At 47.5% G+C, this 26,305-nt stretch carries 24 protein-coding genes, 3 tRNA genes and 2 pseudogenes; 12 read left to right on the forward strand and 17 right to left on the reverse strand.

The annotated features are described in order from the left end of the window. Positions 1–554: 554 nt before the first annotated feature. The 11 genes and pseudogenes from CIK94_RS14940 to CIK94_RS08785 all read right to left on the reverse strand — a co-directional run bounded on the left by CIK94_RS14940 (position 555) and on the right by CIK94_RS08785 (position 5,549). Positions 555–692 (reverse strand): transposase domain-containing protein, encoded by a 138-nt coding sequence (locus CIK94_RS14940; RefSeq protein ID WP_094422667.1) that lies wholly within the window; start codon positions 690–692, stop codon positions 555–557. Next, positions 689–901 carry a transposase gene (locus CIK94_RS14945; protein WP_371591650.1) on the reverse strand — a complete coding sequence of 71 codons (213 nt, stop codon included), beginning with the start codon at positions 899–901 and terminating at the stop codon, positions 689–691. The genes CIK94_RS14940 and CIK94_RS14945 overlap by 4 nt, the downstream gene beginning before the upstream one ends. Next, positions 862–1,830: pseudogene (locus tag CIK94_RS14755) on the reverse strand (transposase). The gene CIK94_RS14945 and the pseudogene CIK94_RS14755 overlap by 40 nt, the downstream one beginning before the upstream one ends. Positions 1,831–2,010: 180 nt before the next feature. Further along, positions 2,011–2,181 (reverse strand): hypothetical protein, encoded by a 171-nt coding sequence (locus tag CIK94_RS14420; RefSeq protein WP_158216549.1) that lies wholly within the window; start codon positions 2,179–2,181, stop codon positions 2,011–2,013. Positions 2,182–2,451: 270 nt separating this feature from the next. Next, a complete protein-coding gene (gene tnpB, locus CIK94_RS08755) occupies positions 2,452–2,730 on the reverse strand; it encodes an IS66 family insertion sequence element accessory protein TnpB (RefSeq protein WP_094422726.1) in 279 nt (92 codons plus the stop codon). A 239-nt stretch (positions 2,731–2,969) separates the two neighbouring features. Then, a complete protein-coding gene (locus CIK94_RS14425) occupies positions 2,970–3,107 on the reverse strand; it encodes a hypothetical protein (protein WP_158216551.1) in 138 nt (45 codons plus the stop codon). A gap of 40 nt (positions 3,108–3,147) precedes the next feature. Further along, complete coding sequence (locus CIK94_RS08760) at positions 3,148–3,540, reverse strand: hypothetical protein (protein WP_216821939.1); 393 nt, start codon at positions 3,538–3,540, stop codon at positions 3,148–3,150. Between the two features lie 140 nt (positions 3,541–3,680). Then, the gene (locus tag CIK94_RS08765) at positions 3,681–4,394 is read right to left on the reverse strand and encodes a hypothetical protein (protein WP_144008359.1); all 714 of its coding nucleotides are present in this window, start codon (positions 4,392–4,394) and stop codon (positions 3,681–3,683) included. A 9-nt stretch (positions 4,395–4,403) separates the two neighbouring features. Further along, positions 4,404–4,676 carry a hypothetical protein gene (locus CIK94_RS08770; protein WP_094422673.1) on the reverse strand — a complete coding sequence of 91 codons (273 nt, stop codon included), beginning with the start codon at positions 4,674–4,676 and terminating at the stop codon, positions 4,404–4,406. 683 nt (positions 4,677–5,359) lie between these two features. After that, a tRNA-Glu gene (locus CIK94_RS08780) sits at positions 5,360–5,431 on the reverse strand. 30 nt (positions 5,432–5,461) lie between these two features. After that, a tRNA-Ser gene (locus CIK94_RS08785) sits at positions 5,462–5,549 on the reverse strand. Positions 5,550–5,948: 399 nt separating this feature from the next. Here CIK94_RS08785 and CIK94_RS14655 point away from each other — a divergent pair. After that, positions 5,949–6,110 carry a hypothetical protein gene (locus CIK94_RS14655; RefSeq protein ID WP_216821940.1) on the forward strand — a complete coding sequence of 54 codons (162 nt, stop codon included), beginning with the start codon at positions 5,949–5,951 and terminating at the stop codon, positions 6,108–6,110. Between the two features lie 45 nt (positions 6,111–6,155). After that, positions 6,156–7,376, forward strand: a complete 1,221-nt coding sequence (locus CIK94_RS08795) for a site-specific integrase (RefSeq protein ID WP_094422679.1) — start codon at positions 6,156–6,158, stop codon at positions 7,374–7,376. A gap of 409 nt (positions 7,377–7,785) precedes the next feature. On the opposite strand, the gene groL is transcribed toward CIK94_RS08795, so the two are convergent. Together groL and CIK94_RS08805 are read right to left on the reverse strand one after the other, a co-directional pair. Then, positions 7,786–9,405 (reverse strand): chaperonin GroEL, encoded by a 1,620-nt coding sequence (groL, locus tag CIK94_RS08800; protein ID WP_022310155.1) that lies wholly within the window; start codon positions 9,403–9,405, stop codon positions 7,786–7,788. 48 nt (positions 9,406–9,453) lie between these two features. Continuing rightward, positions 9,454–9,726, reverse strand: coding sequence for a co-chaperone GroES (locus CIK94_RS08805; RefSeq protein WP_022310156.1), 273 nt, complete (start codon positions 9,724–9,726; stop codon positions 9,454–9,456). A gap of 304 nt (positions 9,727–10,030) precedes the next feature. Here CIK94_RS08805 and CIK94_RS08810 point away from each other — a divergent pair, with 304 nt between their 5' ends. Then, positions 10,031–14,029, forward strand: coding sequence for a DUF4062 domain-containing protein (locus CIK94_RS08810; protein WP_158216552.1), 3,999 nt, complete (start codon positions 10,031–10,033; stop codon positions 14,027–14,029). Positions 14,030–14,125: 96 nt separating this feature from the next. Beyond that, the gene (locus tag CIK94_RS08815) at positions 14,126–15,031 is read left to right on the forward strand and encodes a LysR family transcriptional regulator (RefSeq protein WP_094422683.1); all 906 of its coding nucleotides are present in this window, start codon (positions 14,126–14,128) and stop codon (positions 15,029–15,031) included. A gap of 58 nt (positions 15,032–15,089) precedes the next feature. Here CIK94_RS08815 and nspC read toward each other — a convergent pair whose 3' ends face one another. Beyond that, positions 15,090–16,256, reverse strand: a complete 1,167-nt coding sequence (nspC, locus tag CIK94_RS08820) for a carboxynorspermidine decarboxylase (protein WP_094422685.1) — start codon at positions 16,254–16,256, stop codon at positions 15,090–15,092. Positions 16,257–16,365: 109 nt separating this feature from the next. Here nspC and CIK94_RS08825 point away from each other — a divergent pair, with 109 nt between their 5' ends. Genes CIK94_RS08825 through CIK94_RS08835 form a run of 3 tightly spaced genes read left to right on the forward strand, consistent with a single transcriptional unit; the run spans position 16,366 to position 18,467 of the window. Beyond that, positions 16,366–16,974 carry a thiamine-phosphate pyrophosphorylase gene (locus tag CIK94_RS08825; protein WP_022310161.1) on the forward strand — a complete coding sequence of 203 codons (609 nt, stop codon included), beginning with the start codon at positions 16,366–16,368 and terminating at the stop codon, positions 16,972–16,974. Between the two features lie 36 nt (positions 16,975–17,010). Further along, positions 17,011–17,949 carry a ribose-phosphate pyrophosphokinase gene (locus tag CIK94_RS08830; RefSeq protein WP_022310162.1) on the forward strand — a complete coding sequence of 313 codons (939 nt, stop codon included), beginning with the start codon at positions 17,011–17,013 and terminating at the stop codon, positions 17,947–17,949. Further along, positions 17,949–18,467: a TlpA disulfide reductase family protein gene (locus tag CIK94_RS08835; protein WP_254046179.1), complete on the forward strand. Its 519-nt coding sequence runs from the start codon at positions 17,949–17,951 to the stop codon at positions 18,465–18,467. Before CIK94_RS08830 ends, CIK94_RS08835 begins: the two co-directional genes overlap by 1 nt. Before the next feature lie 118 nt (positions 18,468–18,585). Here the strand turns inward: CIK94_RS08835 and axeA1 are convergent, their stop codons facing one another. Both axeA1 and CIK94_RS08845 read right to left on the reverse strand, forming a co-directional pair. After that, positions 18,586–19,947: an acetylxylan esterase AxeA1 gene (gene axeA1 / locus CIK94_RS08840; RefSeq protein ID WP_254046180.1), complete on the reverse strand. Its 1,362-nt coding sequence runs from the start codon at positions 19,945–19,947 to the stop codon at positions 18,586–18,588. A 107-nt stretch (positions 19,948–20,054) separates the two neighbouring features. Next, positions 20,055–20,786: an SDR family oxidoreductase gene (locus CIK94_RS08845; protein WP_094422689.1), complete on the reverse strand. Its 732-nt coding sequence runs from the start codon at positions 20,784–20,786 to the stop codon at positions 20,055–20,057. Between the two features lie 124 nt (positions 20,787–20,910). On the opposite strand from CIK94_RS08845, the gene sppA reads away from it, so the two are divergent. From sppA to CIK94_RS08865, 4 genes are all read left to right on the forward strand, one after another. Beyond that, on the forward strand, positions 20,911–22,689 hold the full coding sequence (gene sppA, locus CIK94_RS08850) for a signal peptide peptidase SppA (protein ID WP_094388782.1): 1,779 nt from the start codon (positions 20,911–20,913) through the stop codon (positions 22,687–22,689). A 2-nt stretch (positions 22,690–22,691) separates the two neighbouring features. After that, a complete protein-coding gene (lpxK, locus tag CIK94_RS08855) occupies positions 22,692–23,867 on the forward strand; it encodes a tetraacyldisaccharide 4'-kinase (protein WP_094388781.1) in 1,176 nt (391 codons plus the stop codon). A gap of 69 nt (positions 23,868–23,936) precedes the next feature. After that, positions 23,937–25,049 (forward strand): thiamine-phosphate kinase, encoded by a 1,113-nt coding sequence (gene thiL / locus CIK94_RS08860; protein ID WP_022310168.1) that lies wholly within the window; start codon positions 23,937–23,939, stop codon positions 25,047–25,049. Positions 25,050–25,187: 138 nt separating this feature from the next. Continuing rightward, positions 25,188–25,260 (forward strand) — tRNA-Phe (locus CIK94_RS08865). Between the two features lie 112 nt (positions 25,261–25,372). On the opposite strand, the pseudogene CIK94_RS14950 reads toward CIK94_RS08865, so the two are convergent. Further along, a pseudogene (locus tag CIK94_RS14950) lies at positions 25,373–25,468 on the reverse strand (transposase); the annotation flags it as partial. Between the two features lie 367 nt (positions 25,469–25,835). Here CIK94_RS14950 and CIK94_RS08875 point away from each other — a divergent pair. After that, positions 25,836–26,303: a hypothetical protein gene (locus CIK94_RS08875; RefSeq protein ID WP_144008361.1), complete on the forward strand. Its 468-nt coding sequence runs from the start codon at positions 25,836–25,838 to the stop codon at positions 26,301–26,303. Positions 26,304–26,305: the final 2 nt, after the last annotated feature.

Here is a 26,305-nt window from a genome sequence, read left to right on the forward strand (position 1 = left end):
AGAAGCAAGCACACTAGAAAACGATGAAAGCATTGTTATAACTCCAGCAACGACATTATATATGCCGTAATCTTCCATACCTAACGCCTTCAAAACTATTCTTACAGTATACAGATTGACCGCCATAACAACAATCATTCTTATATACAATAGTACTGAATTCACCGCTATTCGTTTGTTTTTTGTTGACGTTTCTAACATTTTTTCGTAATTTACTACAAATTAATAATTAGTAAGTATTCGGTGAAACCTCATATTGCCGATACACATACGAGTTTTAGCCCTCCCCCAGCTAATGCCAGTAGAGGTTATACCTTAATTTGACTAAATTCTAAATTCATTTTTATTATTCATAATCTTCCCAACATTCAGGAAGAAGAGTATAAAACTTATCCTTTAGCGTTGTCTTTATGTTCTTCAACACATGACAGAGTCAACACACAGGATTCTTATTCAGCACCTTGCAAGGTAAGCACTCAATTGCTTCCAACCCCTTATAAACAGGGGTTGGAGAGCCATTGATTATTTTTGTTTTAACTTTTGTTTGTTTGAATTTACCGTGCAACAGCACTGGGGAGAAGCTTTTCGTAGTCCTTCTCACCCTCTTTAAGTTTGCTGAATACATAAGTGAAATACTCCTTCACATTGAAACCTACATTTTTACATGTCTCAATGAGCGTATGGTATTTCAAGGCTGACTATATGCATCCTCACTACTGAAAAACAATGAGTTTTTCCTTTTCACCGTAAATGGACGTACAGCACGTTCTGCGAGCATATTGTCTATTGTAAAACGGCCATCGTTTCGATACTTGATAAGGTCTTCCCAATTGGATGCCACATAAACCAATGCCTTGCGCATCATGTCACTATAATGATAGCGATTGGAATTTGTGAGCATCCCGTTTGCCTTCTTATAGATAAGGCCAGTATCTTGGTCACATCCTTTTGCTGTCTTCGCTTTTTGATTTGCTGTGGTGTATAATGGTTCAGCAAGCATTCTGCTTCTACGCGGTACAGCGTGGCTATCAGTTGGACGAAAGTGTCAGCATCGATATCCTTGCAAGCCTTGAATACCGCTTCAAACTTATTACGAACATGCGCCCAGCACATCATGTGCTCGTTAGCGGGATTGCCCTTGGTAAGTTCCTTGTACACCACATAGCCATCAGATTGTATGGTACCCAAGAAATCCCCCAAAAATGTCTGTATCGGTCTCTTGCCACGGCTGTCATTCTCGTCATTGTCATAGAAGAAGTAGGTTATCTGCTTCGCCTTGTTCACAAGAACCCACACGTACTTCTTGAAGTATCTGCCTAGTTTGGTCTTGTCACCCTTAAACTTGATTCTGACCTTTGTTCATGTCTCGTCTATGTCAAGAATGGGCTTCACCTTTAGCAGCTTCTTCTTGAGAAGACGGACTATTGGAGTGAGCAGTTCCGCACCTTGTGTCAGCCAATTCCTATTGGTGTTGCTGCTTATCTGCAGCTTGTCAAGGACATTGCGTATGGACTGTCTGTATATGGGAGTCATCAGCATATAGTGGTCAACCACCAAATCCGCCAAGAACTTAGGGGTACAGTGCGTCGAAGGAACCAGGTTCAAGTTCGGGCGGCGTGTATCCTTTTCATCCTTGGGCTGATAAAAGTCATGCCGCACACCGAACTTGTCCTCATAGACCGCCACCTTGAAAACCGTACATTCCACATAACTCTTTTTGGTGTATTCCTCTATGTCCTTGTAACCGATAAACTTCATGTCGTCCGGCGCACCTTCCAAGGATGTCTCAAGAGTAATGGTCTTGGCAGCGTTCATACGGTTGTACTTCATGCCATTTCTTCCTGAACGACTCAGATTTTCTGATTTCTTAGTCTGGTATATTTCACCGTCAGCAGATGACGAAGCGGAAGAGGCATTATTGTCATTGTCATCTTTTAAGGACCACTCGTCACGGTCGTTCTTGACAACTTTGCCCCTGCCACTCTGCTTCAGACTCTTGGAGCCGAATGTCTACTGATTGCTTCTGTTCATACGGCCATTCAAGTCATCACGCTCCTTGACAGCCTTGTCGTATGCACTCTGAAGCCTATCCATTGACTTCTGCAACGACGCTATCATAGCGTTCTGCGAGTTTATCGTCTGACGAAGCGTATCAATCGTAAACTTAAGGCTACTTATCATAGCCTTAAGCTCCGTTATTGTATTTATAAAGTCCTGCCTTTCCTTTCAGCCAATGGTTTTTGGACCTTGGACTCTATCTCCAAGGCCTCCAGATAATGAGCTTGCATTATCATATTTTCCACTGTCTGATCTTGCTTCTTCATAGCACAAAGGTACTAAAAAATATCGAGAAAACAGCATAATAATACAAGTAATTTATTGATTATCAATTATTTAACATTGTACTCTCAACTCGTTTACCGTCGGACATTCAAGTAAGGCAACCAAGTATTAAAAGTCCAAGTCATACACTACTTCATGGTTCTTCATCACGGGTTTCATGAACTTATAGCCCTTCTCATAGGTTATGTCATAAAGCACTCGCTTGTGATTCTTGTACCTTATAATCTTTAGAACTCTACGGTCTTTCGACATAAATATATAGGCATCACCATTGTATGGATCCATGTCAAGTGTCTGGACTTCTGAAAACAGACGGTACTTGCCAAATCTCATGTTTGTAATACCTTCTATGTACCACAGCCTTACACCTCCGTTTATCGCGAGCATAGCACCTCCAATTTCTCCACCAGGTCTTTCAACCCATTGTAGTCTATGTTTCGCTGTTGGAAACACATACCATTTGTTGACTTTAACTGTATTGTAAACAATGTCGGCTTGGACAATCGGGCATCTTGCGGCTCGGAAACTTCAACAGCATTGCCACAAGTGCCTTGCAATTTTGTATCCTGCACTGGGATTGTACCATCTCTATCAACAATATCAACCGCATGAACCTTGACCTTATGTCAGTTCTTGTACCAACGCTCAAACTGGGAATAAACGATGCTGTTCTTCTGGCAGAAGGCGACTGTCGAAACACCACTTGTCTTGGACTCCTGATTGTAAAGTTCCAGTATCCTTTTAAAATCTTCACTGCTTGCCATAATCGTATTTTTATGTTTTGCAGTGCAAAGGTAACTTGATTCATGCAAAATGCCTCGGAAGCAATTGAGTGCTTACGAAACTTATACCCGTACATCTGCCAAAGCAAGACAGTTGAAGGAACAGCATCATCTCAACCGCGACTCTAGACTCGAGTTCAACAAAGCGGTTATATGAGAGCTGCTTGGGGAACAGTTCGCACAAGTGCATCTTGACATAGAACAGGTAATTATGTTTGAAGTTGCGGAATGTGTTGAAATGAAAACAGATGAGTATTGTCATGATTTCCGACCAGCTCATAGTCCATTTACGATTGCGGTGCTTACGCCCGCCCTGCTCACAAATGGACATGCGGGCAATTTCTTTATCATATTCTTGACAAAACTCATCGATAATACAGAAAATTTCTGTAATTTTGTCTTTGGTAATCTCCACAACTATAGTATCCTTTAACTTTACAATTAATTGATTTACAACCATAAAGGTACTAATAATTATTGGGATTACCAACTTTTTCAAAAACTTTCTTATCCCGAACTCAGGTTATCATATATATAGACAGGGGTTGGGTGAGTTCAGCCTTCCACAACCTCAAAATCTTCGTTGTGGACACCGCGGATGGCTACGGCGTAGCCGGCAAACTCCATGACGAGCTGGCGGTCACGGTCGATGCGTACGATGTAGCCCTCCAATCCCTTGAAGAGACCGGTGAGGACACGCAGCTTGACGTGGTCCTTGGCAAACTTGACAAAGGGGTCGCGCAGGAAGGTCACATTGTCGGGATGACCGGTAATGGCCTGCATGAAGGGTTGCATCATGCGATGGGAGATAACCGCAGGATGTCCTGTGCTACAGTTCTTAATGAGATGAGTTTGAGGATGATAGGTGCTGAGGAACTGCTGCAGTTCAGCCGTATGGCCCTGCAGGAATACCAGACCATTGATAGTGGGCAAGAGTTTCTTGACAACACCCTTGCCGTTGGCTTTCGGTTTGTATTTGTATGAATAGTGGACAAAACACTCGTGCCGCGCCTCGGGGTGGGCGGCATTGTAGGCGTCGACCTGACGCTTGAAGAGTTCGACCTGTTTGTTATGGATATGGACATATCCCCAGGGAGCTTCTGACAATGGCGCAGAAGCCATGCTGGGGGAGTCGCAAGATGATACATTTTCTATTCCCGACCCCGATGACAACTCGGCTTCGGTAACGCGGATGCCCTTTGGAAAACAGGAGGTTACACCACTGTTTTCGTCGGCTATAGAAAGAGTGATAGAGCAATCCTGCGTCATTTCCTCGTTCTATTTTATGTCATTGATGATGAAAAGCGTGTCGTTCACTACTCTATTGTGGAGCGGCAGACGAGCGCTATCATTGTCGGCAATCCCCGTATCAGAGAATAACGCCGATAGTGCAACGACCTTGTTCACAATAACATAAATATTAAAAAAATCAGTCCAGTTGAGATATAGCCAGACAATCACAATTGTCATAACCTTACGTTCCAATAAAATATTGCCGTCTTCTCTAACTGTATCGACAAACGCCGCAAGCGGCGCAGTCTCATTTGGCAAAGTTAACACTTTTATTCCACTTAAAGAAAAAATGCTAAAGAAATATTTTCGTTTCCTGCATTTTTATACAGCAGGCAGACAGGGGGATGGCTGCCACGACTGCCTATACATTATTATATATATAGACGGGCAGACGGGCATCGGAAAAAAGTGGGGCTTGATGTACAGACTGGCGACACTTCATCAATGACCGTCGAGCAGCACCAACCGAGAAAAGCAGCTGAGCCGAAAAACAAGGGACCGTTCCCTACCCTTCTGCCAGCAACCTCTGCCACGCCAGGATGGGTCGTCGTCACATCTGCCATCGCCATCAGGATTCTATAAGGTGTCTTGGGCGTCGGCGAAACACAAGATGATGTTACATTTGTATTACGGCAATATTACGAATGATAACTTTTACGGCGCAATAAGTGCATTTTTGACGCTACAACAATAAAAAATGTAAATGTTTTATATTTTTCCCACCATTTTTCATTGTTATTATAATAATTATCCTTATCTTTGCAAAAAATATGGAATCCATGTGAATGGTGAAAGTATTTACTTTAATTTGTTTTAGTAGATTAGTTTTTAAGTAGTTTGTTTTAAAACCGGTTATCGTGATGATAGTCGGTTTTCTTTGTAATAGCAAAAGTGTATAGCATGAAAAAAGGCTCTGCCTGAGTGGCAAAGCCTGATTTTTGTACTCGGTAAGGGAATCGAACCCTTATGCCAAGATTGAGAATCTTGTATCCTAACCGTTAGATGAACCGAGCGTTAGGTCGCATCATGGAGAACGCTTGCTGCGGAAGGAGGGGGATTCGAACCCCCGGTACGGTAAACCCGTACGTCAGTTTAGCAAACTGGTGGTTTCAGCCACTCACCCATCCTTCCTGGGGGTTCAAGTTTCCTTTAACCGAGCATTGTTCTCAAATGCGATGCAAAGGTACTAACTATTTCTGAAACTTCCAAACATTTTCCATTCTTTTTTTGAATATTTTTAATGCTTCAGCGGCTTGCTGCCTACAATTAGCTAAGTTTCATAGAGTTGTATTAAACTTATTTTTAACATTGCCATTGGGCGATTTACATTGCCAAAGCTCCGCATCGGATACATACGCCCCAAAAGCGCATTTGCAAGCAGAAATGACCATCGACGGAATCGTAGAGGGTATCTCTGCAAGAATTATGATTAACTCTGCAAAAATTATGATTAACTCTGCAAGCCTCGGGACTAACTCTGCAAGAATTATGATTAACTCTGCGAGAATTATGATTACCTCTGCAAGTATTATGATTAACTCTGCGAGATTTATGACCATCTCTGCGTCCAGCGCATTTACCCTGCGCTTCCTGGAGTATACTCCCCCACCCGCCACGCACCGCGCGCGGGTGACGGAAGAGACATTCACCGAGGCAGACAAATACTTTGTGCAGACCTCTGCCGTTTTATAGAGTGAGGCGTTACACTTACGACGCCTGTTATAAACTCTAACAACTATGGCAACTATTAAATTGAAATTCAGGACTTCATCGAAAGATGAAAAGGAGGGTACTCTGTGTTACCAGGTCATTCACAAGCGCAACGTGAGATGGATTACGACAAGACACCGCATCCGTGCCTGCGAATGGAACCGTCGCACAGCCTCCATCACGCTCACCGGCAATCGAGAAAGAGACTGTCAGCTGCGGCTGATACAATCGTCGGTAATCTGGGAGATGGAACAACGGAAGCGAATCATCAGACAGATGGAATTGGAGACCAAGGACTATACCATCGAGATGCTCTTCCAGGCGTTTGAGCATCTGCCGGAGTGTGTCACCGTGTTCGACTTCATGCAGAAACAGATAGACAGGAAGCTGGAAATGAAGCGCTTCGGCACCGCGAGGACCTATACCAACACTCTGCGCAGCTTCCGCGAATTCCGAAGCAACAATGAACTCACGTTCACCGAACTCACGCAAGAAATGATGGAGCAATACGAAGCCTGGTTGACCCATCGCGGACTGAAGCAGAACTCCATCAGATTTTATCTGCGCACGCTCAACACGCTGACACGCAAGGCTATCGACGAGCATCTGATGGAAGACCGTCAACTCTTTGCCAAAGTGCGTCTGTCGTATGTGAAGACGACAAAGCGTGCCATCACCGAGAGCCAGATAAGGCGCATCGAACGGCTCGACCTATCAGGAAAGCCCGCGCAAGCGCTGGCGCGCGATATGTTTATGTTCAGTTTCTATATGCGTGGCATGTCGTTTGTGGATATGGCTTTCCTGCGCAAGGCAGACCTGAAGTATGGCATGCTGAGCTACTGCCGACGAAAAACCAACCAGCACCTGACCATCGCGTGGCATCGGGCGCTGCAGGACATCATAGACAGATATGTCCACCTCACCCGCAACACGCCTTATCTGCTGCCCATCATCACCCGAACAGACGGCACGGAGTACAAGCAATACCGCAACCGTGAAGAGTGTATCAACAGGGCGCTGAAGAGCATCGGTGTGGCTGCGGGACTCAAGATTCCGCTCACCACCTATGTGGCGCGACACTCGTGGGCAAGCATTGCGCGCAATATGAACATCTCCATCGCCATCATCAGCGAGGGCATGGGCCACCAGTCCTACCGCACCACCCAAATCTACCTCGACTCCATCGACACCGCACGCATAGACGATGCCAACAACCGCATCATCCACAGGATAAGCATGGGGAAATAAACGGGCAGGCGACAGACCGATACAATACACTCACACCCGTGTCGGCAGTTGTGAGCAATGCGAAGCACGCAGCCTCATCCTATTGGTACACAATGGCTTGCAACGCTCTCTAAACCACATACAAAGTAAATGCGAACCATGAATTGCCAAATTCAAGGTTTGATTTCACCGTTTCAGAGTTTGCATTACGCGGTTCAAACCATGAAGTCATGATTAATGTCATCGGCGAAGAATTGCCGCTGCGTATTGCCACCAAGCAAGAGATGGGCAGCGCCCGCACATTGACCACCTCCGTCCGCACGTTGACCACCTCCGCCAGCCCCGTGACTACGCCCACGACAAACCACGAAAAAAGCGGCCAAGGCACAATGGTCTTGACCGCTTTCTATATATACGTTTATCTATTGGTTTACATCATGCCAGGCTGGGCGGGCATAACTGGAGCCTTCTCATCGGGCTTGTCGACGATAAGGCACTCGGTGGTAAGGAACATACCAGCGATAGAAGCCGCGTTCTCAAGAGCTACACGAGCAACCTTGGCAGGGTCGATGACACCGGCAGCACGCAGGTCTTCATAGATGTCCTTGCGGGCATTGTAACCGAAGTCGCCCTCGCCCTCACGTACCTTGTTGACTACGACAGCACCCTCGCCACCGGCGTTGGCTACAATCTGGCGCAGAGGCTCCTCGATGGCGCGGCATACGATATTGATACCAGTCTGCTCATCGGCGTTGTCGCCCTTGAGATCCATGAGGTCCTGCTGGGCACGGATATAGGTGGTACCACCACCGACAACGACACCTTCCTCGATGGCTGCACGAGTAGCGCAGAGTGCGTCGTCAACGCGGTCCTTCTTCTCCTTCATCTCAACCTCAGAGTTGGCACCCACATAGAGCACTGCTACACCACCAGCCAACTTGGCCAGACGCTCCTGCAGCTTCTCCTTGTCGTAAGAACTCTTGGTGGCAGCAATCTCGTTCTTGATCTGAGCCACGCGGTCCTTGATGTTCTCCTTGGCACCGTGACCATTGACAATAGTGGTATTGTCCTTGGTTACATTGACCTTGTCGGCAGAGCCCAGCATTTCGAGAGTAGCCTGCTCGAGCTTGAGTCCCTTCTCTTCGCTGATGACTACACCACCGGTAAGTACGGCGATATCCTCGAGCATGGCCTTGCGACGGTCGCCAAAGCCAGGAGCCTTGACAGCGCATATCTTCAAGCCACCACGCAGACGGTTGACAACCAGAGTGGTGAGAGCCTCAGAGTCTACATCCTCGGCGATAACCAGCAATGGACGGCCGCTCTCAGCAGCAGGCTGCAGGATAGGCAGGAAGTCCTTGAGGTTGGATATCTTCTTGTCGTAGATGAGGATATATGGATTCTCCATAACACACTCCATCTTGTCGGCATCTGTCATGAAATAAGGTGAGAGATAACCGCGGTCAAACTGCATACCCTCTACGACACCGATATTGGTGTCACGGCTCTTGCTCTCCTCGATAGTGATTACACCGTCCTTGCTGACCTGACGCATAGCATCGGCGAGCAGCTTGCCAATCTCAGGGTCGTTGTTGGCAGAAACGGTAGCCACCTGCTCAATCTTGTCGTAGTTGTCGCCAACCACCTCGGCATTGGCCTTGATGTGCTCTACCACCTTGGCAACAGCCTTGTCGATACCGCGCTTCAGATCCATAGGATTGGCACCGGCGGTAACGTTCTTCAGACCCTCGTTGACGATAGCCTGAGTAAGGATGGTGGCAGTAGTGGTACCATCACCAGCATCGTCGCCAGTCTTGGAAGCCACGCTCTTAACGAGCTGGGCACCGGTGTTCTGGAACTTGTCCTCGAGCTCCACCTCCTTGGCTACGGTAACACCGTCCTTGGTAATCTGGGGAGCACCAAACTTCTTCTCGATAACTACATTACGACCCTTAGGACCGAGAGTTACCTTTACTGCATTGGCCAACTGGTCAACACCCTGCTTGAGCAGGTCACGGGCATCTGTATTGAACTTGATATCTTTAGCCATGATTCTATTTCCTTTCTTATTGTTATAAATGAAAACGGTAAATACTAATTATTCCTCAACAACAGCGAGCACGTCGCTCTGGCGCATCATCAGATACTTTTCGCCGTCATACTCGATTTCGGTACCTGCATACTTGCCATAAAGTACCACATCACCTGCCTTGAGTATCATGGCATCATCCTTGGTGCCCTGACCTACGGCTACGACCTTGCCACGCTGTGGCTTCTCTTTAGCTGTATCGGGAATAATGATTCCACCTACTTTTTCCTCGGCTGGTGCGGGAAGAACCAGCACTCTGTCTGCTAATGGTTTAAGTTTCATAATCTAATATTTTTAAGAGATTTATATTTTTTATTTTATCAATCTGCCATCTTGTCTGCCAAAACTGTGCCAATCCTGTCAGTCATGACAAAAAAAATAACAATTCACTGCATTTTTATGGGTAGCTTGTCAGCATTGCTCCTAATTGTGTCACATTTTGGCGTCCGCAATGGCAGTATTCCCAGGCATCACTGCCTGCTCCGCACCACCTGCCCGCAAAGAAAAAGAGGGAAAAAGTTGGCAAGTCGCGATATTATCCGTAAATTTGCGAATATATATCTTAACCACCTATACTCTCACGACTATGGCCCAAAACTATAAGAACATCAAAATCTTTATCAGCAGCACGTTCTGCGATATGGATGCCGAGCGCGACGCCATCATGAACCGCGTATACCCAGCAGTGGCACAAGCGTTGGCTCCCAAGCACATCCACGTTGACTTCATCGACCTGCGCTGGGGCGTAAGTACCCAGCAGATAGCCGAAAACGAGCGCGAGAACCATGTGCTGCGCGAGTGCATAGACAGCATCAACGAGTCGAGACCGTTCTTCATAGGACTCTTAGGCGACAGATACGGTTGGGTTCCGTCGCAAGAGAGTTGGGACTGCATCATCGACGGCATGAGTGACCATGAAAAGCAGTTCATCAACCAAGACACTGCCGAAGCCCGCAGTGTGACAGAGCTGGAAATGCTCTTCGGTTCGCTCATAGACAGTGACAATCTGCATCGCAGTCTGTTCTGCTTCCGCAACCCTGCGGTATATGAGCACATGGACAAGGAACACCTATTTATATATATACAGAACGACGAAAACGCGCAAAGCCATCTGGCCAGACTCAAGAAGCACATCATCGAAACCATGTCGAGCCACCAGCTCAAGCGCAATGTGTGCCAGTATGATTGTCAATGGGACGGCAACCGCCTGTGCGGCATGGATGGACTGGTGGACTTCCTCACCCAAGCGATTGTCCAGGAGATAGAACTCTATGAGTGTGAGAGCGAAGAGGGAAACCCCGAGAATGAATACGACTCGACTGCCGCGCGCTTTGATACCATCATAGACCACCATGACGCCAACTTCTGCGGGCGCGAAGACTTCGTCGCCAACCTTACCGATGTGGCAGCCACCACCCAAGCTAAAGCCATCATGCTGACAAGTCATTATGGTCTGGGCAAGACTGCCCTACTCTCCCACTGGTATCGGCAGTTGTGCAAGGACGACCGATTTCTGCCCTACATCTACTTTGCCGACCGTCAAGGCAATCATGGCAAAGTGGAAATGCCTCTGAAATACTGGTTGGCTGATGAGCGTACCGGTGCCACGCAACGTTTCGGCGCTGAATCCCAATACGAATTGGGGTTGCTGGCCAACAAACTGGAAGAAGCCACTGCGGCTGACAGCCGGCGCAAACTGCTCATCATCGACGACATACACCTGCTGGACAACTACCACAAATGGTTTGACCCTCGGCTCTTCGCTGACGACACACTGATAATATGTACTGCCGACAGCGAACAAGCCCCTCGTTTCGAGCATCTGTGCGACAACATTTATCTATTGCCTCCGTTGAGCACGGACACTGCGCGACAGCTCGTCGAGACACGACTGCTGCGGGTAGGCAAACAACTGCAACCCGCCGTGATGGAAACTCTGCTGAACAAACAAGATGGGAAAGTAAAGCCTTCCGGTATACCGCTATGGAGCGTGATGATGACCAGACAGCTGGTCTTGCTCGACGGCAACTACTTTGCCCAACAGCGCAAACGCCAAGAAGAGGATGCCGAACTCAAGATACAAAACTCTCTGATAGACATCATCGCACAGGCGCCTATATATCCCGAGCAGCTATTCATGACTTGCGTAGAGTCGGCTGCCACATTCGTAGACAGGCAGTTTGTCTTGGACGTGCTGCGCTTCATCGCCATCACCGAATTCGGAATCCGCCCGCAAGACCTGAAGGCACTGATGGGCGAGAAATGGGACAACCTGAAATTTGCCGAACTCAAACGACACATGGGAAGCCTGCTGGCAATCGATGAAGAGAGCGGCACGATAGACTTTGCTTACAGTAATTTCAGAAGCGAGATATACATCCAAGCCGGAGAGCTGCTCGCTCCCTACTTCGCCGCACTCATCACTCATCTGAGCGACATCTCTAAAAACGAGATTGACAACAACATCATTGGCAACGAGATACCCTATCTTGCGGTAAAATATGCCACTGCCGCCGTAATGGACTACATTCTTGTCAACGACCGCGGTCATCTGCGCGATAAGAGCGTCTATGCGCTGGCAGACCTGACATTCAGAAAGTCACAAGTGGTAAAAGCATGGATGGAACTGGCAGCAGAGCGAAAGCCCAAGGAGACGATAGCGCTTGCCACCCAGATTATAAGAACCCACATGGGCTGCCGGCACTACACCGCTGCGGCCACGGTCGCCTCATGGGTTATACCCAAGATAGACAGTGGCAAACTGGACCAGGAGGCACGCCGCGACTACTATACCTTGGTAGTTCTCTATATGGAGTCGCTCTACCAGACGGGACAATATGAGAATGCCGCACATCTGTCAAACCATCTGCTGTCAGAGTGCTACAACGAGCTGGACAATCCAGACTACTACGAGATATGCGGCATGGCTATTCTGGTAAAGACACGCATCGAAAGCAAGAACCCCAACGAGCATACCCTGGGGTGGGCTGCGAAGGGCAACGACCTGATGGACCGCCTGGTGCTGGAAATGCAACAGGTGCAGATGATTACTTACCTGCGCGAGTTGAGCGAGATATATCTCTCCATCCCAGGAGTAAACGAGCCAGAAGCGGAAAACAGGGCACAGTTTGTTGATGATTACCTGTCGGCTCCGCAATGGATGTACCATCTATACTTTATGATTGCGCCGCTGAGGAAACATGCTGAAATGCTGGAGCAGCATGACGATTTCGCCGCTGCCATCCTACGCCAACAGGCTGATGACTACGAGCAGACCCTGCTCAACGCCTATCCCGACAATCCCCTCTTCAATGGAAACTGCACTATCCCCTGTGAACAAGACGGGCACGAGCCCGACAGCCTCTCCCGTAGTTTCCCTGAGAGTCTGAACCACTACTACAGCCAGAAGAACCCGTCGATAGAAGACACGCTCAAGCGGCAGATTGCCTTTTATCGTATGTGCAGCCATACCGAATGGAAACTGAAAGAAAACAGAAATCGTGGAGACAAAGAGCAAGAACTACATGAGTTGCAGAGACTCAGCCTCGACATAAACCATATGCAAGCTACAGGTGTAACATCACCGTTGGTCATGATGGGCTATTCGTTGGCAAACAGCTGCATGGCCTACTACTACGAACAAATGGGCGACAAACAAAACATGATGTATCACAACAAGCAGCATGAATACGCACTGTGCGAAGCCTACTGTCTCTATCCCAACATCGCAGAACTGAAGCGTCGCTATGCTGCTGCGATTGACGAGACCGGTCGCCTCTTCCTGATGCTGTATGATAACTTCAAGGCAGCCGAAAAGTGCTATGCCAAGGCCAACGAGATGTTTGCCCAGCTCTTTGAGCAATCGCAGGAGGGAACACTCGTGGACGATATGGCGCTGAGTACCTACAATCTTACGACCATCTATCTGATGCAGAAGGACTATAACAAGGTGTGCGATACGTCGGCGAGGCTGCTGTCTATGCCGCAGATAGGAAGCCGCATCGGACAGCAGGACTTCTTGGCTGGCATCTATGAAAATCTGTCAATGGCTAAACTCGCCATGGGCGACTCTACCGCGGCCAAGGAATACCAAGTCGCAGCCAAAGGCATCTACAAGCGTCTGCTCGAGGAGCATCCAGACAACGAGAAATACATGAGAGACGTGGCGATAAGTTGTATACGCCAGACCGAGCTGCTGATGTCTATCGGCGGAAAGGTGGATGATGCCATCGCCGAAATCAACGAGGGCGAGGAAATGCTGCAACGTGTGCTGACACTCATCCCCAACTCGCCCAAGGCCATCAACAACTATATAGGTCTGCTGTCGTGTAAGACAAAACTGTATATACGACTGCACAACAGCGACAGGATGATAGAGGCATACGACAAGTTTGAGGCACTTACCCTCAGAAATATTATCGAGACACGCAACCCACAGCACATCCCGCTCATGCTCAGCGAGATGGAATCGTTTGTCGTCACTGCACAACAGTCCAAATGGGAGGAGATGGCACATGCCTTCATGGAAGTAAAGCAGCAAGCGCTGAAGCATCTGGTAGAAAACCGTCTGATAAAGCCGCAATAGTCCAAAGGCACCCTGGGGAATAAGAAAAACCGGCACAGAAATGATGAGTTTGGCAAAAAATGAGTAATTTTGCAACATATTATTAGCATTGAGAATATGGAACTGAGACAACTCAAATACTTTCTGAAACTTGCCGAGACTCTGAACTTCTCTTCGGCTGCCAAGGAGCTGTTTATTACCCAAAGCACGCTGTCGCAACAGATTCTCAATCTCGAACGCGAATTTGACCAACCTCTCTTTGTACGCAACAGCCACGAGGTGCAGCTCACCGAGGCAGGGCGGCTGCTTATGCCCCATGCCCAAGAAAGCATCAATGCTGCCGAAAACTGCATAACTCTTGTGCAGGAACTCAAGCACATGCTTGTGGGCGAATTGAATGTAGGAGTGACCTTCTCGTTCAGCAATATCATGGCCGAGACCATGGCTGAGTTTCTGAAGAAATATCCCAATGTCAAGCTCAATGTATGCTATGACTCCATGGCTGTGCTTATGGAGAAACTGCAGCACCATGACCTGGATCTGGTCCTGGCGTTCAAGCCCCTAAAGACCGACAACCGCATCGACAGCGAGGTCTTGTTTCATACGCGCGCTTCGGCAATAGTCAATGAGTTTCACCCACTGGCCCGCCAGTCGAAAGTGACGCTGGAAGAATTGCAGAAATATGGATTGGCGCTGCCCGCGATAGGCTTGCAGGCTCGCAACGCTTTTGAGAAGGTGATCGAAGGCAATGACATCACCTTCAAAATCAAATCGGAAATCAACAACGTGAACCTCCTGTTCAAGCTCGTCAAACAGACCAATTATGTGACCGTGCTGGCGGCGTCGACCGTCATCGGCGAGAGCGGCGTCTGCGCCATTCCAATAGACCTGCCCGAAGCCGACATGGAAGGATGTATCCACACCATGAAGAACGGATATACGAAGAATGCCGCACGCGAGTTTATCAATATGCTACACACCCCCGCAACTCTGTGGAAAGAAATAGCCCTGCCCAATGGATAAATCACATTGAGCAGGGTTATACCTTATTATATATAGATGACTGTAAAGGAAAGCAGACTTAATCCATACGATTCCGATAGTCTTCGTAGGTGAACTGGCGCAGCACTTCCAATTCATTGTCGGTATGCAACAGGGCTATCGACGGATGGCTGATGCCATTGAACATACAGGTCTTGACTGTGGTATAATGCAGCATATCCTCAAAGATAACATTCTCGCCTACTTGCAGTTCATGGTCAAACTGCCACATTCCCATAAAATCGCCCGACAGACAACTGTTTCCTCCGATACGATAAACATGAGGAAGGGATGCGTCGGCATCCATGGGCAAGGAATGAGCTCCACGTATTTCAGGTTGGTAAGGCATCTCGAGACAGTCGGGCATATGGCAGGTAAAGCTGACATTGACAATGGCTGTACGGATGCCCCTATTCTCAACCACATCTACCACTTGTGACACCAATGGTCCTGTCTGCCAACCGAAAGCGCTACCCGGCTCAAGTATGACATGAAGATGGGGATAGCGGGCATGGAAGCCTTGAAGCAAACGTATAAGCCTGTCGACATCATAGTCGGCGCAGGTCATAAGATGGCCACCACCGAAGTTAATCCACTCAATCTGCGGGAACCACTTGGCGAATTTCTCCTCGATATGCACCAAGGTGCGCTCAAAGACATCAGATCCGCTCTCACAATGGCAATGACAATGGAAGCCACGGATATCGGACGGAAGAGTGGCAGGAAGTGCGTCGGCCATAACACCAAACCGGGTGCCTGGCGCACAAGGATTATAGAGGGCAGTACCCACCTCGGAATACTCGGGGTTGACACGAAGTCCCAGCTGGATGGTAGAGTCTATCTCCCTGACCCACTCATGATAACGGGAGTACTGAGAAAGAGAATTGAAGGTAAGATGGCTGGAGCAACGGGCGATATCATCGATTTCATAATCGGTATATGCAGGCGAATAAGTATGCGCACGCGCTCCGAACTCATGAAAAGCCAGCATAGCTTCGCCCAAAGAACTGGCTGTAGTCGAAGAGATATATTCACGGAATATAGGGAAAGTCTTCCACAGAGCGTAGGCTTTGAACGCCAATATAATCTCCACGTCGGCTTCGGAAGCCACACGCTGTATCAGCGCCAGATTTCTACGCAGTCTCTCTTCCTCCAGAATATACATTGGGCGATGGATTTCACCATATGTCAGTCTATTTACCTTCATCACTGTCTTAACCTAAGTCTATATTTTGGTGCAAAGATAATTTTTTATTTGATTATAATTGCAGATTTAATGGTTTTTTCATACATTTGCATCGTAAAAACGAATGCAGATGAAACTAGTCATAATGACCAAGTCCACTTTTTTTGTGGAAGAAGACAAAATACTAGCCAGCCTCTTTGATGAAGGTATGGACAATTTGCACCTTTTCAAGCCAGGTTCATCGCCCATGTATTCTGAGCGTCTGCTCACATTACTCCCTAAAGATTTTTATAAGAAGATAACCGTCCACGAGCATTATTATTTGAATAATGAGTACCGTCTGGGCGGTATACATATAGACAACCCTGCCGACATTGCCCCCAAAGGTTTCAAGGGTCAGCTGGGGCGTACATGTTCAGACCTGAGCATGTTGCGACAGATGAAGAAGGAAAGCAACTACGTCTTTCTGAAGAATGTCTTCGACTGTATGGAATTCCCGGAAGAGAAATCCAACTTCAATCTTAATCAATTGGAGGATGCGGCCAAAGCCGGGTTGATAGACAAGAAAGTATATGCCTTGGGAGGAATGAGTCTGGAAAGGATTCGCATTGCCAAAGCCTTAGGTTTCGGCGGTGTAGTGATATGCGGAGACCTGTGGAACAGATTTGACATACACAACCAGATTGATTTCAAAGAGCTGATTGGTCACTTTCAGCGTTTACGCAAAGCAACGAACTGATAAAAACCACTTGTATAATTAAAATAACGCATAAAAATGAGTGAGAAAAACTCTTTTTTGGTGTTCTCGGGAACAAACACGAGATACCTTGCAGAAAAAATCTGCGCAAGTCTGAATTGCCAGTTGGGTAACCTTATCATTACCAAATTCTCTGACGGCGAGTTTGCTGTATCGTACGAAGAGTCTATCCGTGGTCGTGATGTATTCCTGGTGCAGAGTACATTCCCCAACTCTGACAATCTGATGGAGTTGTTGTTGATGATAGACGCAGCCAAGCGCGCATCGGCAAGACACATCAATGCGGTAATTCCCTACTTCGGATGGGCACGTCAGGACCGCAAAGACAAGCCACGCGTAAGCATTGGCGCCAAACTTGTGGCCGACCTGCTGAGTTGTGCCGGTGTAGACCGCGTCATTACAATGGATTTACACGCCGACCAGATTCAGGGATTCTTCGACGTACCCGTAGACCACCTCTACGCATCTGGCGTCATCCTCCCCTACCTGCAGAGCTTGAAACTCAAGGACATGGTTATCGCCTCTCCCGACGTAGGTGGCTCAAAGCGCGCCAACTCGTATGCCAAATATCTGGGCTGTCCACTGGTGCTGTGCAACAAGACCCGCGCAAGAGCCAATGTGGTAGAAAGTATGCAGATTATCGGTGATGTGAAAGACAAAAATGTCATCATCGTTGACGATATGGTTGACACCGCAGGTACCATTACCAAGGCTGCCAACATCATGAAGGAAGCCGGCGCAGCCAGCGTGAGAGCCTGTGCTTCACACTGCGTAATGAGCGGCCCCGCCAGCGACCGCGTACAGCAGTCCGAACTGGAAGAGATTGTATTTACAGACTCTATCCCCTACACCAACCGCTGCTCCAAGGTAAAGCAGCTGTCTGTAGCTGATATGTTTGCAGAGACCATACGTCGTGTGGTTGAAAACGAAAGCATCTCTTCACAGTATCTGTTATAATGAAGATAACTTATAAGACACTACTTATTGGAGTGGCAACCGTCTTGTTTATGGGCGGTTGTCACTCCAATGCGTCTAAGGCTCCTGTCGAAAGCAGTGTAGCGAAAGACACGATAGCCAACGTACAACTCTATGACCTGCAGCGCAACACCGCCAACCTCTATGACGAGATAAGCAAGAACAAACTTACCGTAATAGACTTCTGGGCATCCTGGTGTGGTCCTTGCCGTATGGAGGCGCCCAACCTGATAGAGATATACAACGACTATAAGGACAATGGGCTGGGATTTGTCGGCATCTCGCTTGACGGCGAATACAAGAAGTGGACTGAAGGCATCGAACAGCTGCAATTGCCCTGGCCACAATACTCGGACCTCAGACAATGGGATGACACTCTGGCAAGAATGTATAACATTGAAAGTATTCCACACACAATCATCGTCAACAGCAAAGGCGAGATTCTGGCCCAAGGACTGAGAGGCGATGAGTTGAGACGCTTTATCGACACCCAACTATAAAAAGCGGAGTATGGCTGTATCCATGATAATAGCCATAACGCAAAATATACAAAGAGAAAAAGGAGACATTCACCACATTCGGCGATTGTCTCCTTTTCTCTTTGTTGTCCAGTCCGTGCTATTTGATAATTTCGGCTATGGCTTTAGCCATCTCGGCCGCACCTTTGGCTGATGGATGTACGCCATCGCTCAACATAAACTCCGGCTTAGAAGTCATACGCTCGCGAATGTCTATAATCTCACACTTGTTCTTCTTGGCCAACTTGCGGATAATGGGGATAATCTCGTTTTCAATCACCGTATTATTGATGTCATTCGGATTGACCATCTTGTTGGAAGCAACCAAGGGAAGCATCAGATAAATCTTAGGAGAAGAAGGCAGACGCTTCAGACTGTCTATCATCTGCTGCATATCATGGGCATACTCCTTTCCATATTGCCAGTTATGGGCTTTGGAATCATTGGTACCCAACTTAATGATGGCAATATTGGGATTGAAATCAAGAGCCTCACGCCATGCCTGCTCCTTCATATAAGGATGGTCACCCTTGTTGAGCATGGTACGGGCGCCGACGCCATAATTCTCCACATGATAGCCTTCGCCAAGCAAATTCTGCATTTGGGCAGGATAGCCAAACTGAGAGCGCATATCAATACCCGAACCGTCGGTGATGCTATTACCGATACAAGCTACTCGGACGGCATCGCGGCGATGACTGGGCAACTGGTTGAGCCATGAGGTAAGATTGCCAAGCATCTCATCGTGATACTTGAACTTGGAATTAAATCCAAACCCATGTCCACCAGAGGGATAAATATAAAGTGCGCATTTGCCACCCTTGGAACGCATGGCAGAATAATAAGCCACGGCATTGGTCACAGGAGGAACGCTCACATCGTCATTGGCCAACAAGAGAATGGCGGGCGGAGGAAGATGACGCTGCACATGGAGCTGATTGCTGAATTCCTTGACGAGCTCTGGATTATGCCATTCCTTTCCCAACAGGTTTTTAGCCGAACCGGCATGACCTTTCTTCTCGTCCATCGAGATGACGGGATAGAAAAGGATGGAGAAATTGGGACGATGGGCGAAATCGGCATGGGTAGAGATAGTCGAAGCAAGATGTCCGCCAGCCGAAGAACCCATAATTCCGACATCATAGGGATTGACATGCCATACATCAGCACTATCGCGCACCATCTTCATGGCAGCCATAGCATCGCCGATGGGAAGCTGGCGGTTACCATGTGGCAAACGATACTTCAACACAAAGCAGGCTATTCCCTGCTGATTGAAATACTCTGCCCAGTCGGTGCCTTCATGCTGCATAGCCACAATCCAGTAGGCTCCACCAGGGCAGACTACCACGGCACGACCGGTGGCCTTCTCAGCAGAAGGAAGGAAACAACTGAGGGTGGCCTTGCCATCCTCGCTCACCGGCACTACAAACGAACGGCTCGTAGATTGAGCCTTGACCATTATCGCACATAAAGCGATGAGAATGAATAAATAAACTCTTTTCATTGTTTTGTTAGATTATCTTTTTATTCTTAATTTTCATGGATATTACGCTCCTCGCCCACACCCTAATAACGATGCCCAAGCGGAAGATGCCGCCAAAGGCAATTGGGCACAAGGCGCCAGAAAAACACCAAAAGGCGATAACGCCAATCGATAACCACCACATGGCGCCGACGGTATATGCTGCGGACGATGTGGCGGGCCACCACTTCAGACTTCATCTTCATGGGAAAGCCAGAACCGGCAATGAGCGCAGTGTCAACAAAACCAGGACGGATGTCAGTAAACCGAATGGGGAGTCGCTGGGAATAAGCCAACTGCTCCAAAGCCTGGATATAGGTATTCTGAAAGGCTTTGGTCGCACTGTAGGAAGGCGCCGGAGCAAGTCCTTTCACACCAGCTATCGAAGAGATAATGGCAATATGCCCTCCCCCATGCGTTTTCATATACTGAAAGGCAACATTGACAAGCCGGCAAAATCCCACCGCATTGGTATTGACGGTATTCATCTCTATCTGCGACTCCAAATCAAGGTTCTGCGAGCCGATACCAGCCGCATGGAAGTACAGGTCGACACCACCGAGGCGGTCTATAAGTGCCAAAAGACGGTCAGGCGCATCAGGCATGGTGACATCGCACAGCGCATAGTCAACACGGTCATCAGCCATTTCGCGAAGAGAGACAAGAGGCTGTTCTCTACGCGCCATAAGCCCCACTTGCCATCCATCACGGATAAGACGGCATGCCACTTCACGGCCAATACCCGATGAAGCTCCTACTATTATTGCCTTTTTCATCGTAACAAAATTACGAAAAATAGATGGAAAACAGAGAAAAACTGCAGATTATTTGTTTTTTCACGCGATTTCTACTATTTTTGCATTATATTTATATATTATAATAGGTATATCACACATAAATATGAATAGTTTTATAAAACAAGTATTGGCTACGGTAGTGGGCATTATGCTTTTCTTCCTCATTACCGGCGTTATTGCCACTATGAGCTTGGTGGGAATGATTGCATCAAGCGAAGCGACAAAGAATGTAAAGGAAAACTCTGTCCTGGTCATCAATCTCTCTGGCGTGATGAAAGAACGCAGCCAAGATAATGTCCTCAACAAGCTGACAAGAAATGCCACCAGCAATCCTGGTCTGGAGAACACCTTAGCCGCCATTAAGAAAGCCAAAGACAACAAAGATGTCAAAGGCATTTATCTGGAAGCCGGCTTGTTCAGCACCGACTTTGCCTCGCTCCAGGAACTTCGACAGGCTCTGGCCGATTTCCGCAAAAGCGGTAAGTGGATTGTTGCTTATGGCGAAACCTATACACAAGGTACATATTATCTGGCATCGGTTGCCAACAAAGTATATCTCAATCCCCAAGGCAGTCTGGACTGGCATGGCATCGCTGCAGAGCCTATGTTTGTCAAAGATCTGCTTGCCAAGTTTGGCGTCAAGATGCAGGTGGTAAAGGTAGGCAAATACAAGAGTGCCACAGAAATGTACACCGAAGACAAGATGAGCGACGCCAACCGCGAACAAGTCAAGAGATATATCGATGGTCTCTGGGGCAATATGTGCAAGGCGGTGTCAACGAGCAGAAGTATAAGCGTGGACAAGCTCAATGAATACGCAGACAACATGTTGCTCTTTGATGACCAGAAAACACTGATTAACCGCAAGCTCATCGACGGCCTGCTCTATACTGACCAAGTGAAGGGCGTAGTCAAGAGCATGCTGAAGATAGACAGCGACGAGTCTATCAACCAGATTTCCGTTGCGGATATGGGCAATGTCAAGGAATCTTCTACCGATGGAGAAGAGATTGCCGTTTATTATGCCTACGGCAACATTGTCAACACCCCACTTGAGGCATCAGGAGGCCTGTTGGGCAACGACGACTACATCGTAGCCACCGACGTGTGCAAAGACCTGCAGAAACTTGCCGACGACGAAGATGTCAAAGCCGTTGTATTGCGCATCAACTCTGGCGGCGGAAGTGCTTATGCCTCTGAGCAGATGTGGCACCAGATAGAGATGCTCAAGAAGAAAAAACCAGTGGTAGTATCTATGGGTGGAATGGCCGCATCGGGTGGCTACTACATGAGCTGCAACGCCAACTGGATTGTGGCTGAGCCGACCACACTCACCGGAAGTATCGGAATCTTCGGCGTCATCCCAGACCGAAGCCAACTGCTCACACAGAAGTTGGGCATAAAGTTTGACGAGGTAAAGACCAACAAGAACTCTACATTCGGCAGCAGCGCCCGCCCGATGAATGCAGACGAGCAGGCCATACTGCAGAGTTATATCAATCGCGGCTATTCCCTCTTCCTCAAACGCGTAGCGGACGGCAGAAAGATGAAGGTCGAGCAAGTGAATGAGATTGCACAGGGCCATGTCTATCTCGGTCAGGATGCAATAGGTCTGAAACTGGTAGACGAATTGGGCGGAATAGACCAAGCCATTGCCAAAGCTGCAAAGCTCGCCAAACTGGACCAATACTATACAAGCAGCTATCCCGGCGAGCCCGACTTCCTTGCGGCTCTGCTTACCGACGTACAGGAAGGCAACTATCTTGACGAGCAGATGCGTGCTGGACTTGGCGAATACTATGAGCCATTCAAGCTCCTCAAGAGCCTGAACAAGATAGATGTCATCCAAGCCCGCATGCCCTTTTACATGAATCTGAGATAACAATGAGAACCGAAGGAGATTTTATCAAAATCAACGAATGGCTTTCACCGCTAAGCTGGCTCTACGGCTTAGGGGTGAAATTCCGCAATCTGCTGTTTGATACCGGCGTATTGAAATCACAGTCGTTTAACACGCCGGTTATCTCCGTAGGCAATATCACCGTAGGCGGTTCCGGTAAGACACCACATGTGGAATACTTGATACGTCTGCTGCAAGACTACGTGCCCGTCACCGTATTGTCACGTGGATACAAGCGCAAGACCAAAGGCTACCAACTGGCCAACGCCCACTCTACCATGAGTGACATCGGCGACGAACCGTATCAGATGAAGATGAAGTTTGACTCTATACACATTGCTGTAGATGCCAAACGCACACGAGGAATAGCACATATCATCAACGACAAGGAGACACGCGACACCGGAGCCATCCTCCTTGACGATGCCTACCAGCACCGCTATGTGAAGCCGGGCATCAACATTCTGTTGGTCGACTACCACCGACTCATCATCTACGACCGTCTGCTTCCTGCAGGCCGACTCAGAGAGCCAGCCACCGAGAAGAAGAGAGCAGACATCGTGATTGTCACCAAATGTCCGAAGGACCTGAAGCCAATGGAATACAGGGTGCTGACCAAGGTTATGAATCTGTTCCCATTCCAGGAACTCTACTTCACCACCATCGACTATGACAACCTGAAGGGAATATACAACGGCAAAAGCCTAAGCCTGAAGGAGATAGCCAACAAGAAGATTGTCTTGCTCACAGGCATTGCATCTCCCAAACAGATTGTCACAGACCTGTCTCCGCTCTGCAACAGCATAATCCCTATTACCTTCGGCGACCACCACGCCTTCACAGACAAGGATATCGAGTATATCAACCAGTGCTATCAGGAGGTAGACGGCGACAAGGTGATTGTAACCACCGAGAAGGATGCAACCCGCCTGACAGAGATAGAGGGACTCAGCGAGGAAATCAAGTCGAATATCTATGTACTCCCTATCCATGTCACTTTTATGCTCGGACAAGGAGAGAAATTCAACCATAAGATTCTGAGTTACGTACGCAAGAGCTCCCGTAATGCCAAGTTGCTCAAGGCCAAAAACGAGCAGCCTGCCAAAAACAGCAGCAAGCCCGTCAACAAGCCACGGACCATAAGTTTTAAGAACAATTGATTCGCGTACGCAATGCCACTTCCCGGCACAGGACTACTATAACTAATGATTAAACGTTCATAAACAATAATGACTGATATTTCAAAACTGGGTGAGTTTGGACTTATCGACAGACTCACCAAAGACATCAAGCCCAAAAACGATTCAACAATCTACGGTGTAGGCGACGACTGCGCCGTACTCAATTATCCCGACACCAGAGTACTGACCACAACAGACATGCTGATGGAAGGCGTCCATTTTGACCTGACCTACATTACCATGCAGCAGTTAGGCTACAAGGCTGCCATGGTCAACCTCAGCGATGTCTTTGCCATGAATGGCAGTCCGCGACAGCTGCTGGTCAGTCTGGCAGTAGACAAGCGTTTCGATGTAGAAAGCATCGACGACTTCTACACCGGCCTCAGACAAGCCTGCGACAAGTGGAATGTAGATATAATAGGTGGAGACACCACCTCTTCGCGCACCGGTCTTGCCATAAGCATCACTTGCATCGGCGAAGCACAGGAAAAGGACATCGTCTATCGCAACGGGGCTTCAGAGACCGACATCATCTGCGTGAGTGGTGACCTGGGGGCCGCCTATATGGGTTTGCAGCTGCTTGAGCGCGAGAAGAACATCTTCTACGAGCAATACGATGCTCTGTCACAGAAGGTAAAGAAAGCCGAAAAGAGCGGTGACAAAGATGCACTAAAAGCCCTCAGCAGCGAGGAAGAGGCACTGCGCATGTATCAGCCCGATTTCGCCGGCAAAGAATACATCATTGACCGACAGTTGCGCCCCGAAGCCCGCGGTGACATCATGGCCCAACTGCACGAAGCCAACATACACCCCACAGCTATGATGGATATTTCCGACGGACTAAGCAGCGAGATACTGCACATCTGCAATCAGAGCCATTGCGGGTGTCGTATCTATGAGAACAAGATACCTATCGACTACCAGACTGCAGTCATGGCTGAAGAACTGAATATGAACGTGACGACCTGCGCACTCAATGGTGGTGAAGACTACGAACTGTTGTTCACTGTTCCCATTGGCGACCACGAGAAGCTGAATGGAATGGACAACATCAAGCAGATAGGCTACATTACTAAAGAAAGCCTGGGAAAAATGCTCATTACAAGAGATGGAAATGAGTTTGAACTTACAGCCCAGGGGTGGAACCCGCTTAAACATTAATTCACATTTAAGCCCTATAACGCCGTTTTTCACACAACAACTGTTAACAAAGTGAAATTCGGCATTATTTTCTTAGGCATTATGCTTGTAGTTCCAGAAAATGTTGTACCTTTGCACACGCAAACAAGAAACAACGATGGTGCCATAGCTCAGTTGGTAGAGCAAAGGACTGAAAATCCTTGTGTCCCCGGTTCGAATCCTGGTGGTACCACGAAAGAAAGCAGTTAAGTTTTACTTAACTGCTTTCTTCTTTTTTCCCGTTACCAGACTCACCATATATTATAGTGGGTCAGCGGATTTTCCCGGTTGGTGGCAATGGACAATTATGAATAAAGTGTTGCCAGTCTATACATGAAGAACCTAACATCCCCGACGCCTCTGAACTGTGTTCTGAAAGCTTTGATTTTAGCATTAAACGAGGCTCACCCGATAAACCAGGGGGCTTTATATGTATAAAAGTCTAAAAATCACGGATGATAAGAGGTTTCCTCATGAAAAATGAGTAACTTTGTAGTCAGTAATCAATAAAATGATTTGCCAATGATATAAGAGAGACTATTTATAAGACATATTAAAGAAGTGTTTGCTTCTTACTAAGAATATTCGGAAAATCGCCAATTAGAAGAATATGTAACCTGTAGTAAGTAGGTGAATGCTCATGCCGTAAGGTGTGGGCTTTTCCTTATTTGGGTTGCATGGGTGTTTGGCGATACCTCCGAATTTCAAATAAAGGATTGCCTGCACCTATTTTTTATGCCCTTACGAAAACAGCAAAATAATATGTCTATGAGAAAAATCGTATTGAAACACAAGGCGTTGCCCAAGCAGCAACCTTTATTGCAGAAAGCCTTGCTGACAGCTACATTCGCAATGCTTTCATCTGATTTGTTTGCCCAAAGATGGAGAGGGGAATATGACGACATTACTCCAACTCCTTGGTGGCTTAGTATGTTCATTGTCACTGCTTTCCTATTTTATTTATGGATTAGGAAAAGCAAAAGGCTTAAATATTTAGATATTAAAAATGAGACCCCATTAAAGGTAATGTTGGGACAAATAATAAAGTGCTTTTTGTTAGACATTAAGGACAATCCTATCTATACAATAATTACCATTGCCACATTAGCATTATACACAATTATGCTATTGTATCAATGGGCATACTATGTCTTTATTGCATTTTTATGTCTTGCTGCATTAGGAGTTGTTATTTATGTAAAGTGGGATGACAAAAATGATAAAAATATAAATTAACA

This window comes from Prevotella sp. P4-51 (genome assembly GCF_002251455.1).
In the GTDB taxonomy this organism is placed as follows: Bacteria; Bacteroidota; Bacteroidia; order Bacteroidales; family Bacteroidaceae; genus Prevotella.

Coding starts and splice junctions, on each gene's coding strand:
- CIK94_RS14945 (WP_371591650.1), bottom strand. CDS start 901: ATGCTCACAAATTCCAATCGCTATCATTATAGTGACATGATGCGCAAG.
- CIK94_RS14420 (WP_158216549.1), bottom strand. CDS start 2,181: ATGATAAGTAGCCTTAAGTTTACGATTGATACGCTTCGTCAGACGATA.
- tnpB (WP_094422726.1), bottom strand. CDS start 2,730: ATGCTCGCGATAAACGGAGGTGTAAGGCTGTGGTACATAGAAGGTATT.
- CIK94_RS14425 (WP_158216551.1), bottom strand. CDS start 3,107: ATGGCAAGCAGTGAAGATTTTAAAAGGATACTGGAACTTTACAATCAG.
- CIK94_RS08765 (WP_144008359.1), bottom strand. CDS start 4,394: ATGACGCAGGATTGCTCTATCACTCTTTCTATAGCCGACGAAAACAGT.
- CIK94_RS14655 (WP_216821940.1), top strand. CDS start 5,949: ATGATTAACTCTGCGAGATTTATGACCATCTCTGCGTCCAGCGCATTT.
- CIK94_RS08795 (WP_094422679.1), top strand. CDS start 6,156: ATGGCAACTATTAAATTGAAATTCAGGACTTCATCGAAAGATGAAAAG.
- groL (WP_022310155.1), bottom strand. CDS start 9,405: ATGGCTAAAGATATCAAGTTCAATACAGATGCCCGTGACCTGCTCAAG.
- CIK94_RS08805 (WP_022310156.1), bottom strand. CDS start 9,726: ATGAAACTTAAACCATTAGCAGACAGAGTGCTGGTTCTTCCCGCACCA.
- CIK94_RS08810 (WP_158216552.1), top strand. CDS start 10,031: ATGGCCCAAAACTATAAGAACATCAAAATCTTTATCAGCAGCACGTTC.
- CIK94_RS08815 (WP_094422683.1), top strand. CDS start 14,126: ATGGAACTGAGACAACTCAAATACTTTCTGAAACTTGCCGAGACTCTG.
- nspC (WP_094422685.1), bottom strand. CDS start 16,256: ATGAAGGTAAATAGACTGACATATGGTGAAATCCATCGCCCAATGTAT.
- CIK94_RS08825 (WP_022310161.1), top strand. CDS start 16,366: ATGAAACTAGTCATAATGACCAAGTCCACTTTTTTTGTGGAAGAAGAC.
- CIK94_RS08830 (WP_022310162.1), top strand. CDS start 17,011: ATGAGTGAGAAAAACTCTTTTTTGGTGTTCTCGGGAACAAACACGAGA.
- CIK94_RS08835 (WP_254046179.1), top strand. CDS start 17,949: ATGAAGATAACTTATAAGACACTACTTATTGGAGTGGCAACCGTCTTG.
- axeA1 (WP_254046180.1), bottom strand. CDS start 19,947: ATGGTCAAGGCTCAATCTACGAGCCGTTCGTTTGTAGTGCCGGTGAGC.
- CIK94_RS08845 (WP_094422689.1), bottom strand. CDS start 20,786: ATGAAAAAGGCAATAATAGTAGGAGCTTCATCGGGTATTGGCCGTGAA.
- sppA (WP_094388782.1), top strand. CDS start 20,911: ATGAATAGTTTTATAAAACAAGTATTGGCTACGGTAGTGGGCATTATG.
- lpxK (WP_094388781.1), top strand. CDS start 22,692: ATGAGAACCGAAGGAGATTTTATCAAAATCAACGAATGGCTTTCACCG.
- thiL (WP_022310168.1), top strand. CDS start 23,937: ATGACTGATATTTCAAAACTGGGTGAGTTTGGACTTATCGACAGACTC.
- CIK94_RS08875 (WP_144008361.1), top strand. CDS start 25,836: ATGAGAAAAATCGTATTGAAACACAAGGCGTTGCCCAAGCAGCAACCT.